Below are 14,469 nucleotides of genomic sequence, written 5' to 3' on the forward strand. Positions count from 1 at the left end.
TTAGGCTCCTAAGCTAGATATATTTCGTCTTGTAGTTCTCTTACGGCTTCCATATACTTCTTTTTACCTCCGAAAGCTTTAACAATCTTTAGGGGGCTGCCGAACTTCTCAAATTCCTTTAGTTCCAGCACTTCCGTACCTTCAAGCTGATTAATACCTTCATCTTTATATTTGTCGAGCAAGGTTTCCAGTACGGGTCTCGCCACATCTTTATATTGGTAAATATAGCCGCGCTTTTTTACATTATTTGCTCGTTCAGCTTTGGTAAGTGCAGGCTGGTCAAAAGCCAAGTGGCAAATCAGGTCGAAGTCGTCCAGGTCTGCCAAATTTTCATTCTCACGCAAGGCATCGAGCAAAACGCCATGCTCTGCCAACTCATCAAGGATGGCCTGCTTCTTTTGCTCCGAGTTCCACTTTTTGAGGAAATCTTTCAGTGTAGCGTATTCCTTTAAAATATTTTTCTTCGTGTAGTCTGTAAGACTTTCAGTAATGAGCAGACCACCTTTGTCATAGTATTGAACGCGTTCATTTATAACCTTCACATCGACATCATTAATCCTGAATTTTTTCAAAGGCTCACCTGGATCATCGCCTCCGGTACCTGGCTCGGGATGAGGTGGAAAGCCATCAGTTGGCTCATCATCCGGAGGGGTTGGAGATGGATCAATGATAGGACCATCTGGAGGAACATCGACCACACCCTCTGGAGTTCCGTCGAAGTCAGGATCTGCAAAGAGACGACTGGCATTTCTAAAGTCGAGAATTGTAAAGTATTCTTTTCCATGCTCCGGATCTAGTCGTGTGCCGCGCCCAATAATTTGTTTGAACTCCGTCATGGAATTGATATTGGAATCGAGTACGATGAGTTTGCATGTTTTTGCATCTACTCCAGTTGTAAGCAACTTGGAAGTTGTCACAATGGTCGGGTATTGGCTTTCTCGGTCAATAAAGTTATCAAGCTGCGCTTTGCCTTCAGGATTATCACCTGTGATACGCATAACATAACGAGGATTTTCCTTAACCAGGTCGGCATTCTCATTTACTAAAGCCTGTCGCATACGCTCAGCATGGTCTATGTCAATACAAAACACAATGGTTTTAGCCAAACGATCTGTTTTTTTTAGGAATTCAGTGATTCGTTTAGCAACTGTCTCGGTTCGTTCGTCAATGATAAGCGTTCTGTCGTAATCTTTTATGTTGTATTCGCGGTCATCCACGAGATTTCCATGAATGTCTAATTTCCCTTTTTTAGGTCGATATCCTTCCAAGTCTACATCCAGCCCTACACGGATTACTTTGTACGGTGCAAGGAAACCATCGTCGATACCTTCTTTTAGGCTGTACGTGTAAATCGGCTGGCCAAAGTAATCAGTACTTGAAACGTCTTTTGTTTTAAGAGGTGTTGCAGTGAGACCAATATGCGTTGTGTTTTCCGTGCTAAAATAATCCAGCACTTTTCTCCACGCGCTTTCTTCCTTCGCAGATCCCCTGTGTGCCTCATCAATAACGATAAGATCAAAGAAATCGGGTTTGAACTGTCGGAATGGCTCTTCTCCTTCGTCCCCAGCCAATTGGTGGTACAAAGCCAAGTAGATTTCGTAGGAGCTATCTAGCTTGCGATTTTCAACCTTTGTCATGACCTTTTCAAAAGGCTTAAAATCATTTGTCATTGTCTGATCGATCAAAATATTTCTATCGGCCAGGAATAGAACCTTTTTCTTTTTTCCAGCTTTCCAGAGACGATAAATAATCTGAAAAGCTGTATACGTTTTCCCTGTTCCTGTAGCCATCACAAGAAGAGCCCGATTCTGCCCCTTAGCTATTGCTTCCACTGTTCTGTTGACAGCAATGCGTTGGTAATACCTTGGAGTTTTATCACCCAACTGAAAGTAGTAAGGTTCGTTAATAACCTCTTTTTGTTCTTCGGTTAAGCCTTTTTCTCGCTCATACCTTTCCCAAAGGGACTCGGGAGAAGGGAACTCATCGATGGATAGTTCTCTTTCTTTGCCTGTCAGCATGTCATGTTCTAGAAAGCTATCGCCGTTTGAGCTGTATGCGAAAGGTACGTCCAAGATTCTTGCGTATTCGATTGCTTGTTGCATGCCGGCCCCTACAGAGTGCCGATTATCTTTTGCTTCAATGATAGCAATTGGATAATTTTTTTTGTGCATCAACAGATAATCCGCCCTTTTTCGCGGTGCCCTTGTTGTCAAGTTTCCGCGTACGATAACGCGCCCATCCGTAAAGCTGTGTTCAAAAAACACATTTGTCTTTACATCCCATCCAGACTGGTCAATTGCAGGTGTGATGAACTTGTTTTTAATGTCCTCTTCTGTCATTTGCTTTTTGGTTTTCAATGGAGGACCCCCTTTTATTTTATTGTATCATTTAACAAGATTGTATTTTACGTACATTAGATCAACAGACTGGTGAATCTCGAGATTTCCTTGGAGATGGTATCCGTGCTTTCCGACTTCACACGTTGAAATACCTTACTGACAATCTCTTTCTGAAGCTGTACCGAAGGCAATGGTACTATGAGATCCTTAATATCTTTTAGCTTAATGAATCTTTGAGCAGTTCCGGCGGCTTTTTGTTCCAATTGTTCAGATGCCCATCGCGTAGAAAGATATAGCAAAACGAACTCAGGCAGAATGTTTTCAGGGTTAACACGAACAATAGAGATATGTTGGTTAGCTAAGGCGCCTTCGTCTGATTCTTTAGCTAGCGCAGCTTTTCCAATTGTACCGACTCTAGAAATTAATATATCTCCAGATAACAGACGAGCTTTTGACTTTTCATTTGCAGTTTGCTCATCAAAAAACACCAATTTATCACTTGAAATCTTTCCTTCCTGAAGATCTTGTATCCGGACATAAGGAAGACCGGAATTTTTATATTCTTTGGAGGGTATTGGGACTCCAGACAAGAATGTTATTGCAAGCTCAGAAAGCTTATTTACCGGTATCTGCCACGCTTGATTTTGAGGTTTTTCCAAGTAATAGGATACATCTAATCTATCGCTTAGAGTGCTGTAAGGCATTACCTTTGTAAGACTAGTTATTGATGGGCTTTCATACTTATGAATTAGATTTTCCTCGACGAAAATCTCTTCTGTGATTTCCCCTAAGTCCTTAGAATTCTGATTAAGTTGTACCCATTGTCGGAATAGCTGCCTCGCTTCCTCGGCCAAATCCCCTGTACTACTATTCAAAGGAATGCAAAGTTCCTTAACATCTTCTAACTTTAGGGTGGGTATGGATGTGCCCCTTGCTTTTGACTGGAGCAGCGCATTGATTTTAGGACTTCTTAAAATAAAATACAAAATTTCTTGTTCAATCAGTTTGGGGCGAATGACAATAAAAGAAGAGTTTACTATACATCCGTCGAAATCAGATGTGACGATACTGATCTGGTTACGTTCAGGTCTAACCGTAGAAAGAAGGATGTCACCACTCTGTACAATTAATGTAGCTCGAGCCGGAAGCTTCTCTCCACTTACCTCCTTATGTTCGGTTATCAAGCCTGAAAACGAAGACACACAACTCAAATCCAAGTATTTATATGAAGCAGTCACATCAATGCTACTTGAATGTAAATGATCGGGGTTGAGGACAGCAATATCGCTTAATGGTACCCCTTCATATTCTTCAAATTTGGTATCTGTGCCTAAGCCATGAAAGGTCCAGTCAATATGATTTAGATTTGTATACGGTACAGATTTCACTTTAATCAATAGAAGGAACTCCTTTCTTCCACTCAGCAAACTTCAAAGCGATATCCTTGAATTCATCAATACTTTCCGCCTGAGCTAGGAAAAGCTCATTAGCCGTTTCTTCGGAATTCAGCTTCCTACGTAAAACCAGCATGCTTGTTTTTACCGCCGTATATGGTTTTAAGGTGTGTGGTGGCAAGCTTATAATGGCTTCAATTATTGTGTTCTCTTTGATGAATTCTCTGGTTATTTTCGAACTACTTGAAAATAACACTTTCTCTGGAACTAAAGCCAAAATGTAACCGCCTGGCTTGGCGACCCGTATTGCCTTTTCTATGAATAAATCAGTTACTTCATTGGATTTTTTCCCTTGAGCTAATTGAAAATGAATCTGCTGTTCCTCAGAGAGTTTGTATCGCCCTCCAAGAGGAGGATCAACAAGAACAAGGGATTGGGAATTGTCCGGCAATACATTGGTATTCTCAGATGATAATGCGTCCCCGCAAGTAATCTCTGAAGGGCCAAACCCTCCAAGAATGGAGAGTATTTTCAACTGGTTGCACGTATCCTTTTGCTTTTCAAAACCGGACAGATGCTGAATACTGTTTGTTTGCATGACTTCAAAGGCTATTGAACCCATGCCTGCTGCCAAATCAGCAACAGTATCGCAGTTTAACGATAGGGTCTGTGCTATTTTGGCAAAAAGTACTCTTACATGAGATGGAGATAGGTATTGACCCATAGTTTTTTGGTCCTCGACTTTTAACAAGGCTTTTTGTAGATATGGACTTTTGGTTGGTAATGCACTTATCTGATTTATCACAAAGGATATGGTTTCTTTATTCAACCCATATCTAGCTGGAATGATATCTAAGGAGTAATCCGTAACAGCATCCTGAATTAAGCGATGTAATATGTCCTCGTTATCGATGGACCACCAAAGGTCCGTCTTTTGGTTCTTTTCCAAATAAGATCTTACCAGTAGCGTAAGGGACAACATTATAAGAGCTTGGTCAGGCTTAAGGAGACCACGCAATCTATCCATTACCCCGTATAGTACAGCTGTGACGTCTTCCTCATTCACCAAGTAATTGTTCCCTTGTGCAAATTGCGGCTCATCGATTGGCAAGAAAGATTTTCCTTCAAACCAATATTCTCGTTCATTTGTCTTTAAAACTGCGTAAGGAGCATTTAAATCAGCTACATATTTCATTAATTGTTGTTGAGCAGAAGCCGTAGGATTCATTTTCACCTCAACCACAACTTCAGGCAGTAGTTCTCCTTCTAGTGAAATTGAATAACCCACTAGATCTACGTAACTTCTTCCGACCTTAGCCTCCCGCTTTACCACAGGAAGCCCCTTCCTTCTCAGTTTTTTCTCGATGTCATTTTCAAGCTTTAGATGGTCGTTTTTAATATTCACTGTCATCCTCCTCGTTTTATGAAGCAATCTTATTTGCGATTGTCTTGTGATAAGATTTGAGCTTTTGCAAATACAAATTTTGCTCTTCTTCTGCTTTTCCTTTTAGATATTGTTCTTTAGTTATTGGTCGTGCTCCAACAATGGAGTGAAGGATGTTATCGCCTTTTTTTACACCAGGCATACCAGCTACCATTTTGACAACATCCATTAGATTGGAATTACTTGGTGTCTGTAAATACCTCGATACGTGAATTTCTCTTTTTGTTCCTACATGACCATAGCGACATATTACTTTCCAATAAATTTCTAGAATAATCATAGAGGGGTAAATTCTCCTTTTTGTTATAATTGTTTATCACTGGAGCGTTTTATATATTTGAAGTATATAATACGTTTTAATTAATGTCAACGCATTTGTGGTTTTTGTATTTATGTAAGTAAAATTTTTATCACTGGAGCGTTTTTAAATTTGAGAAAGAAAAAACCCCCATAAACCTAAGTTGGCTTGGGAGCTTGGAATATTGAAGAAATAGAAATTAATTTATGGCTTGTGTGTTATTAATGCGTATGAAGTACACTTGTTACTTATCTTCAAAAAACGCCTCAACCATAAAGTCAAACTGCCGTTGCTGGCGATCAGTCAGCTCGTTTTTCACATAGCTATCAATCAAATTTTGAAGAATAACGTATGTCTTATGTTCGTCCATAAAGGATCCGAGTAAATTCAATTCACTGTGAATCAATGTAGGCACTTTTAAGCTTTTTGTACTATTTGTCTTGCCGACACCTAATTTCTTACGAGGTGTAGGTGGAGCAATTTTTGTCGCTTCAGGTTTTGCTGTAGGCTTAACGGAAACAGGTTTTTCTTGCTTTTGTTGCTCTGTATAGCCAAAGTCCATATCGTTTTTCTTTACGGGTACGGACGGCTGCATGATTGTCGGTTTCTTTTTCTTCTTGATTAATCCACCTTTTTCATTACTCATACTTACCGGCCTCCTCGAATTGGGACAGTTTCGCTTCCAACTCGTCAATGACGTCCAAGAAAACTTGATGGGCTTTGCGGTCATGCATATCATTGTTCGTAATTCCCGTTACATCCCACGCCTTTAGCCGTTCTAGGTGCTTGATGACACTATCCATGACGTTATCACTGCCGAACATCTCTCTTGCACGTTCGAGCGTAGAAATATCGACACGCCCACCTGGACGAAGCAGAACAGGAAGAACACCTGCGACTTGGATATCTGCATCATAATTATCTGCCATGAATTGCAGATACTTTATATACGTTTCAGCGCCTTCTAGTGATAGCTCCTGAGCTTGGAGGATGATTAATACGTAATCAGCAGCCATCATCGCGTTATCAGAGAAGTCACTGATTGTTGGAGGTACATCAATGAAAATATAGTCATAGTCATCACGAATTGGATCAAGTAGCTTCTTTAAATAAGAAACTTGATCAATTTCTTCTTTTACATTGGCATATAAAAATTTCGGGAAATTTTTAAAGGACACTTGTGCAGGAATGACATGCAGATTGTCCGTCATTTTGACGATGCATTCTTTTAATGAACCATTTTGGAAGCCTTCGAAAATACTAGTATTAATTTCAGTGACCCCTGTGGAACGCGCAATTAATGTACTCGCATTGCCTTGCGGATCCATATCAACAAGCAATACCTTTTTATTACGGTCAAAAGCTAACTCCCAACTCGCCATGACCGATACCTTCGTTTTCCCAACGCCACCTTTAAAGTTCCCCACCACGATCGTAATTGCCATTATTTCATCTCCTTCAAATCACGTTATCAAGTTCAGAATCTATGTATCAAGTATAACTTAACAAAAAACACTTTGCAAAATACTTCTTTGCAAAGTTCTACTTTTAAATATTTGGTATGATGGCTCACAGAATACTATCTAATTAAAGGGGAAAACCTCTATAGCGTTGAATAAGTCATTGAGGTGATGTTATGGACAACGTTACCGAAGCAAGCATAAAAATCAGTGAAATAGCCGGTCGGTTGGGGTTAGAGGCCGTTACGATACGCAAGTGCTGTCTTGAATTAGAGAAGCATGGATTTCTCTTTCAGCGTAACGAAGGAAATAACCAGGAGTTCACAAGTGAGGACTTACATGCACTATCTCAGATGAAACGTTTGATCGAAGTTGCCAAGATGAATTGGGTCGCGGCTGCAAATGTTGTTGTCTCAGGTCACGGGCCTTCTAGTGATACAGGGAATGAATCACCGTCTGTTTCCGTATCGGTGATTAAAGCCGATGGAATATGGAGTTTAAAGGAAAACAACGTTACTTAGATCAACTAGACAATCTAATCCATAACGTTCTGAACGTTAATAATGACATAACAAAGCAAAGATTTTTGCATGTTTTATCTCACTGTAAATAAATTCGAATGTTTGGATAATGGGGGGGTTGTATATGGAAAATGGAATTACTTTAAAAGAGATGGTAGAGAAAATTATTGATAGAGGTCAAATGATAAATCAGAAAGAATTAAAGGCCATGTTGCGGGAATGGGAAATGATTTATACAGATGGATATAAAAAAATGAGAGCTACAAATACGGCTAAACGATCTGCTTATTTGAAGGAAGTTGATATATCAGAAGGGTTCGATCAATATGGTAGGAATCATAAAAATTTTACGGTTCTGATAACTGACGAAGGTGAGAAATATATTTTAAATAAAATGTTTGAATATGAAATTGAGTAAGTCATTGGGGGTGATGTTATGGACAACGTTATCGAAGCAAGCATGAAAACCAGTGAAATAGCTAGCAGATTAGGGTTAGAGACCGTTACGATACGCAAGTACTGTCTTGAGTTGGAAAAGCGCGGATTCATCTTTCAACGTAACGATGGAAAAAATAGAGATTTCACAAGTGAGGACTTAGATGCACTATCTCAGATGAAACATTTGATTGAGGTTGCCAAGATGAATCGGGTTGCTGCTGCTAATGTTGTGGTCGCTGGTCACGGCGCTTCTAGTGATATGGGGAATGAACCATCGACTGTTTCTGTATCGGTGGTTAAAGCCAATGAAATAGAGGACTTTAAAGAAAAACAACGTTACTTAGATCAACAGGACGATCTTATCCGTAATGTTCAGGACATCAATAACGCAATAATTTCGATGAAAGAAATGATGGTAGGATTTCAACAGCAGCTAGCGACAGTGTCAGAAGAGAATCATATTCTTAAGGACGCCCAAAGAAGCCAGTACACTACAGAGTTTTTAACTGTCCATAGACTTAAAACCAAACTTAAGGAGGAAGCTGAAATTTTGTGGCAACTGGAGCCAGAAGAGAAACGACTTATAAAAAAATGGTTCCGTAAATCAGAAGAAAACCACATGGAAAAAGACCGATTTATTCGCAATTTTGTTGATGCCAACCTTGAAGCAACCTTGAAAAACGAAATAAATGAATAAAAAAAGTTTATTAAGAGTTTTGACTATAGGATATAATGATTAAAATCAGTTGTATTAATTTGACGACTTGGCATACTCACGTTTCAGCACTAAAAAAAACTTAGAAATACAATTCCCAGAACAGCCGATAAAGCGGCTCCTACTATTAAAGAAATTAATGCGAATACCCAATGATCCTTTAGTGATTCGAATATTCCTTGAGGAGTAAATCCATAGATGTGATGCCACTTACTTTTAACTTTAAGACTTTTATCGATAACTCGTTCAAGTATTGAATGAAAAATATCCACTTTTCTAAGTGTAGAGCGATGTAATTCAACATACTTTAATTCTTCAAATGCTTTTGCTTCTTCTGCGCCGTTTAAAAAGTCTTTTTTAGTAATATTATTTAGTTCTATCAGTTTTTCAAGACGGGGATGATCTGCATAATCTGCATATATATCTACTAGTTTTCTTGCTAAATCGAATTTCTGGGAATCAGGTATCGGTATTGGTTTTCCGCCTAATACACTGTATCTATGATCAATAGCTTGAAATCCATAGTTAATATCTCGCATATTCCAATGAACCCAGTTGTGATTTAAATGAGCTTTAACAAATTTATAAAAATCACGTAGCATAATTTTTTCAAATTCATCGTAGCGACTTTCAATTTCTGATAAATAGCCATTCTTCTCTGCAATCTTGTGGATAGAAAAAGTTTCTGTTTGCCCCGTATTAAAATATCTAACAGCTATAGAAGTAATCCTAGGTGTTCGACCATCTTTAATATCATAGAAACTCTCACACGAGTAATGAATAATTAATAATTGGGAAGCGTCATCTATCAAATTGTGAATTTCAATTAAGGCTTTTCTTCTTTTGTTTAACCTCTGCTTAGTATTGGCCATCGTTTCCCCCTCCGGAATTATTAAAAGACCTACTTAAATGATTGTAACAAAAATGTAATATAACGCCAACATCCTCGCATAAGTAGAAATTTCCACTTTTCCACTTCGGAAGGAAACGTATCTACTTAACAAAAGTAGAAATTTCTACTTTTGAAATATATATAGACTTCCTTGAATATCACGAAAACCCTAGTGCGATTATGCATTGGGGCTTTTTTTGTATTTATTTTATCTACTCAAAATTCGCTTCTACTTAGCAAAGGTAGAAAAGTAGAAGTTTGCAATTTCTACCTGAATCCAACTTTCTCGCAAAAGTGGAAAACAACAAAATTCGACAAAGCTGCTGTCTAATATGGATTATTTATGAGTTTACAAGTCTATTTGTATGTGTTTAAGTTAGTAGTAATCAAGCGGTACATAAAATAAAAAGCCATTCCTATTTGTCTTTGGCCGGACAAGGAATGACTCAGATGATTTTTAACAACTAAATAAGTGAGCGTCCATAAGTTAGCTGGTAACTGACTTATCGTCGTTAAAACATTGCTATAACACTTAATGGTGTGCTGGTAACACGCCATTAGCTAGTTTTAGATTATGTTAATTATAGCAATGGCAGACCTTTATTTCAATACACTTGCATTGAAATTTTGCGTAAGTGCTTTTTTAAGTGCGCCTTTTAACGAGATAGCTATGGACGCTCACCGACAGAGGGGGAGTATATGTCCATGGCTATTTGTGCATTTTCAGAGAAAAAGTCAGAGGAAGAGCTGGCTCAAATATATAATGTGTTGCTTCATGAGGGAATCACGACTTTTAAAACAAAACAGTCGAAGGCGAGTTTACCGACTCGTGTTACGGCAGAAAAGCAAGATCGCGTACATAAAAAAGGCGCTGTCTTTGTCGTGCGTGACAAGGCCCACTTCACAGCAAACGGAGTGCGTGGCTATATAGTCACGTCAAAAGAAACCTTGCTGGAAGATGCTCAAGCATTGACTCACTTCACACCAAATGTTTACCGCACATTTGGCTACACGGATGAAAACCACCGGTATATCCATGGCTTTGAAGAACGGAACTTACAGCAAATCAATACATTTGTCGTGGATATTGACACAAAGAAGTACACCACAAACGAACTGCTATTAACATGCATGGATAACTCTATCGGATTACCGACACTCATTGTTGAATCAACACGTGGCTACCAGCTGTATTTTGCTTTACAACAGCCGTTCTTTATTTCACCTAAAAATGATTTCCGCGGCTTAAAAGTGGCCAAGCGTATTAGTGATAATTTAAAGCAAAGTCTGCAAGCAGTAGAGGCAGATGTTTTTTGCAATGACTTCGGGTTCTTCCGCTTACCGAATGCGACAAATATTGTTTATGCGGGGCTTGATAATGTTTACGCTGTTGGATCCCTCATTGATTGGTCGATGCGTCAGGATGACAACAAAGATCGGCCATTATTTGTCCTGGCAACGAAACGACTGGCAAACAGTGTTTTAAAAAGTGATTGGTTCGATGCGCTTGTCCATACCGTGAATATTAACGGAGAGAAAGGAAAGTTGGGGCGCAATAATACGTTGTTTACTCTCGCTTTAATCGGTTATAGCGAAGGATGGGATATGGAGCGGACAGAGAATTTTTTAGACGAATTTAACGCGCGTCTGGAAGACCCTCTGAATGCATCCGATTTACATACGATCCTGCAGTCGGCATATTCAGGGAAATACCACGGGCCGAGCAAAGAATATGTAGAGGCATTATTAGCCCTTCACGTGAAAAATGGTGCATCTTACAAGGTGTCACTCGGGCATAGATGCTGGTATAAGTTCAAGAAGGCAAGAGAAGATCGTCAGCGCAGTCATTATGACGAATGGGAAGATGACATCATTGAATACATTACGGCTCAAAAACAGACGACAGAGCCGTTTATTTGGCTTACTCAAAAAGAGATGTGCGAAGCAATCGGTATCCCTCAAAGTACGTTGAATGTGTTGCTGAATAGTTCTACAAAACTAATCAAGACTGTCACTGGAAAAGGTCGTGCTAGTAAAACAGGCTGGACAACCGTACAGCTATTTATTACCTATACCCTCGATCTTTTAAGAACGCAAAAGAATACGTATACAACTTATGTACACCAAATCATCGAATCACATGTAAATGCGCTTGAGCCAATCGCAGGCTATCGTAAATTAATCCAAAAACTAAGTCTCTTAAAAGTACTACCCGACAAGTACAGCTTTACTTTCTCGTCGCTCGATAGCTCAGGATAAATTAATACTCCAGTCTGCCCTACATATTTCTAATTACGTATTTCTAAGATGATCGATACTACCCTATGTATCAGTGATTGATGATTTATTAGAAGGAGGTTTGAAGGGGAGCAGAGCCCACAGCGGGAGGCGTTCCACAGTCCAGCTTGCTGGGCGAGGACCTTTGGGCTTGGTATGGGGGTTCATATTGAAAAAACTACTTAACACAAGTAGAAATTTCCACCTTGGTTAAGTAGTTTTTTTGAAGCGTTCTGGACGTTTATCAATGATGAATTGGCTGAACAGCTTGAGCATTTCTTCTGTCTCTGTGATGGATAAATGATCGGCATCAAGATAATGATTAAGCAGCTTTCCTTTTTGAATTAACAAGGTGGTGTGCTGCTGTTTGTTTTTGGTGTATTGTAGACGATTGAGTTCAAGTTCTAACTTATTTTTTTCGGCTAAGAGCTTTTTGAGTTGTTCGTTAGTCATTGGTTGTTACAGGTGTTTGATATTCATTGTAAAGAGTAGAAAGCGTATTAATCAATTCATCCACTTTCTCTTTTGATAGATCTTCATGCTGAATATTTAACTTGGCTAATAATTGACGACCGATTTGTGCATTCATCTTCTCTCTTTCTTGGCGAATCTGTTCTTTCATCTCTTCAATTTTCTCGATCTTTTTACGTATTTCATTCATGTCTAACACTCCTCACTGTTGGATTGGAATTATAGAACAGTAGAACATAAAAGATAAAGTAATTCAAATAATAAGACAACTATGGTAAAATAAATGAAAACTAAGGGCGCACTTATACACCATGTTGTCCGCTACGCTTCCAAATGGTGTCGTGCTAAAAGATTGGTCACGTTGGCACGTGAAAAATTCGCTTGCGCTCATGTAAAGTGAGGGAGTACTCAATGGCAATATATCATTTTAGTATGCAAGTGATTTCCAGAGGTAAAGGACAGTCAGCAGTTGCCAGTGCAGCATATCGTAGTGGTGAAAAATTATATAGTGAACGCTATAACAAAGAGAATTTCTATCAGCATCGTCAAGTCATGCCAGATACGATGATATTAAAACCAACCCACGCGCCAGATTGGTGTGTGGATCGGGAATGTTTGTGGAATGAAGTTGAAAAGATTGAAAAGGCAAAGAACGCGCAACTAGCTCGTGAGTTTACAGTGGCACTTCCTATTGAATTATCGGACCAACAACAAAAAGAGTTGTTAAAGCACTTTGTCCAAGAAGTATTTGTCGATGAGGGGATGGTAGCAGATATCGCAATTCATCGAGATGATGACAAGAATCCTCATGCACATGTGATGTTAACGATGCGTCCGTTTTTAGAAGATGGCAGCTGGGGAGCCAAGTCGAAAAAAGAATATATCTTAGATGAAGATGGAGAGTCTTTGTATACTGCGAGTGGCGCCAAGAAATCTCGGAAAATTGATATGAATGACTGGAATAAAAGAGAGAAAATACAGGAGTGGCGTCAGGCATGGGCACTCTATGCGAATCAGCATTTGGCACTTGCCGGTGTAGCTGTGGAAATTACAGAGAAGTCCCATGCAGAGTTAGGTTTAGAACAAGAGCCTATGATTCATGAAGGATACGTGGCCCGTAAAATGGAACAAGAGGGACGTTCTTCAGATCGTGTGGAAATAAATCGGCAAGTGAAAGTACGTAATGAAAAAATCGTTTCTCTGCTAGAGGTGGATGAGAAACTGACGAATCTAGAAAATCATCAGCTAATTTTACAGGCATTATCTCCAACGGAAAAAAAGGAACTTGGTCAGCTGTCTAAAGTGTTAAAAATGTATGTGAAGCCGGAGTCATTGGCTGATAAAAGAAGGATGCTTTATTTATGGGATGTTAAGCTGCAGGTCCAAGTAGATCTCGGATTATTCAATGAGCCAAGTTATAAAGGATATCAGGCGCAGGAGGATGCTTTCCAACGTGCTGAGGAGCTTTTTAATCGTGAGGCAGACCGATTGACTGTGAAGTATTATCCAACCCTAGATACGAGTCAGTGGACGTCTTATGAGAAGCGAGAGCTAGTCAATGAAACGGCTCGCCTGGGTCGAACTTTAAATGAGTTGGAAATTAAGGAAACATTGTTACAGGCGCGTGAGGCAGAAGTGGTGGAACAAGTCCAGGCAATTTTAAAACAACCGATTACAACTGTTATCGAAGCACAGGAACGCTTACAAGCTGTGCAAACGCGAGCGGCAACCTTTATGCAACAGCAGGGGGTATCGCTTCAGCAGAAAGCATCTATGGATCGTCTATCTCATGCTGAAAAAGACAACTTTGAAAGTATGTTGAAGGAAATCAAAAGATTGCAACTGGCATTGCGTTTATTTGGATCTTATTACGACGAGCGCATTCATTTGCGAATGCCAAGTTTGGATGTATCGGATAAGTCGTTAGTTCAGCGTGAATGGCTGATGACGGCAATGGATTATTACGGAGAAGCTTTTACAAAAGAACGACTGGCCAATTTTCCAAGTGAGCCACCGAAGAAATACAAGAAAGAGCAATTAGTAGCTGTACCTGATTATGTACGAGCGAAACGAGCATATGATTTAGCTGTTTTACGAGGAGAGCAGGTGTCTGCACAAGAGTTGCTGCGAGTACAGAAAGGAATGGATCCAGTATTATTGAAAGAATTGGCACACCCTCGTTATCAAGCTTTTGTGTTGAGTGATTGTGTTGCAGAAGAT

14 protein-coding genes are annotated in these 14,469 nt (G+C 39.5%); 5 read left to right on the forward strand and 9 right to left on the reverse strand.

Annotated features, from left to right (window positions below):
• Positions 1 to 8: 8 nt before the first annotated feature.
• The 6 genes from hsdR to ACR65F_RS16165 all read right to left on the reverse strand — a co-directional run bounded on the left by hsdR (position 9) and on the right by ACR65F_RS16165 (position 6,920).
• Positions 9 to 2,339, reverse strand: coding sequence for an EcoAI/FtnUII family type I restriction enzme subunit R (gene hsdR / locus ACR65F_RS16140; RefSeq protein ID WP_440505046.1), 2,331 nt, complete (start codon positions 2,337 to 2,339; stop codon positions 9 to 11).
• A 74-nt stretch (positions 2,340 to 2,413) separates the two neighbouring features.
• Complete coding sequence (locus tag ACR65F_RS16145; RefSeq protein ID WP_440505047.1) at positions 2,414 to 3,727, reverse strand: restriction endonuclease subunit S; 1,314 nt, start codon at positions 3,725 to 3,727, stop codon at positions 2,414 to 2,416.
• Position 3,728: 1 nt separating this feature from the next.
• Entirely contained in the window at positions 3,729 to 5,138 is a 1,410-nt protein-coding gene (locus tag ACR65F_RS16150; RefSeq protein ID WP_440505033.1) for an HsdM family class I SAM-dependent methyltransferase, read from the reverse strand.
• A gap of 16 nt (positions 5,139 to 5,154) precedes the next feature.
• Positions 5,155 to 5,457, reverse strand: coding sequence for a hypothetical protein (locus ACR65F_RS16155; protein ID WP_440505034.1), 303 nt, complete (start codon positions 5,455 to 5,457; stop codon positions 5,155 to 5,157).
• A gap of 262 nt (positions 5,458 to 5,719) precedes the next feature.
• Positions 5,720 to 6,121, reverse strand: a complete 402-nt coding sequence (locus ACR65F_RS16160) for a hypothetical protein (protein ID WP_440505035.1) — start codon at positions 6,119 to 6,121, stop codon at positions 5,720 to 5,722.
• The gene (locus ACR65F_RS16165; RefSeq protein WP_440505036.1) at positions 6,114 to 6,920 is read right to left on the reverse strand and encodes an AAA family ATPase; all 807 of its coding nucleotides are present in this window, start codon (positions 6,918 to 6,920) and stop codon (positions 6,114 to 6,116) included. The genes ACR65F_RS16160 and ACR65F_RS16165 overlap by 8 nt, the downstream gene beginning before the upstream one ends.
• A gap of 191 nt (positions 6,921 to 7,111) precedes the next feature.
• Here ACR65F_RS16165 and ACR65F_RS16170 point away from each other — a divergent pair, with 191 nt between their 5' ends.
• From ACR65F_RS16170 to ACR65F_RS16180, 3 genes are all read left to right on the forward strand, one after another.
• Positions 7,112 to 7,456 (forward strand): MerR family transcriptional regulator, encoded by a 345-nt coding sequence (locus tag ACR65F_RS16170; RefSeq protein WP_440505037.1) that lies wholly within the window; start codon positions 7,112 to 7,114, stop codon positions 7,454 to 7,456.
• A gap of 124 nt (positions 7,457 to 7,580) precedes the next feature.
• Entirely contained in the window at positions 7,581 to 7,874 is a 294-nt protein-coding gene (locus ACR65F_RS16175) for a phage antirepressor KilAC domain-containing protein (RefSeq protein WP_440505038.1), read from the forward strand.
• An 18-nt stretch (positions 7,875 to 7,892) separates the two neighbouring features.
• Entirely contained in the window at positions 7,893 to 8,591 is a 699-nt protein-coding gene (locus ACR65F_RS16180; RefSeq protein WP_440505039.1) for a MerR family transcriptional regulator, read from the forward strand.
• Positions 8,592 to 8,680: 89 nt separating this feature from the next.
• Here ACR65F_RS16180 and ACR65F_RS16185 read toward each other — a convergent pair whose 3' ends face one another.
• A complete protein-coding gene (locus ACR65F_RS16185) occupies positions 8,681 to 9,481 on the reverse strand; it encodes a hypothetical protein (protein WP_440505040.1) in 801 nt (266 codons plus the stop codon).
• Between the two features lie 725 nt (positions 9,482 to 10,206).
• Between ACR65F_RS16185 and ACR65F_RS16190 the strand changes: the two genes are divergently transcribed.
• Positions 10,207 to 11,760, forward strand: a complete 1,554-nt coding sequence (locus ACR65F_RS16190) for a primase C-terminal domain-containing protein (protein ID WP_440505041.1) — start codon at positions 10,207 to 10,209, stop codon at positions 11,758 to 11,760.
• Between the two features lie 228 nt (positions 11,761 to 11,988).
• Here ACR65F_RS16190 and ACR65F_RS16195 read toward each other — a convergent pair whose 3' ends face one another.
• Together ACR65F_RS16195 and ACR65F_RS16200 are read right to left on the reverse strand one after the other, a co-directional pair.
• Positions 11,989 to 12,231 (reverse strand): hypothetical protein, encoded by a 243-nt coding sequence (locus ACR65F_RS16195; protein ID WP_440505042.1) that lies wholly within the window; start codon positions 12,229 to 12,231, stop codon positions 11,989 to 11,991.
• Complete coding sequence (locus tag ACR65F_RS16200) at positions 12,224 to 12,439, reverse strand: hypothetical protein (RefSeq protein WP_440505043.1); 216 nt, start codon at positions 12,437 to 12,439, stop codon at positions 12,224 to 12,226. The genes ACR65F_RS16195 and ACR65F_RS16200 overlap by 8 nt, the downstream gene beginning before the upstream one ends.
• Positions 12,440 to 12,660: 221 nt before the next feature.
• Between ACR65F_RS16200 and mobQ the strand changes: the two genes are divergently transcribed.
• Positions 12,661 to 14,469, forward strand: a 1,809-nt coding sequence (gene mobQ / locus ACR65F_RS16205; protein WP_440505044.1) for a MobQ family relaxase, incomplete at its 3' end; no start/stop codon positions are given.

The organism is Sporosarcina sp. SAFN-010 (assembly GCF_059415065.1).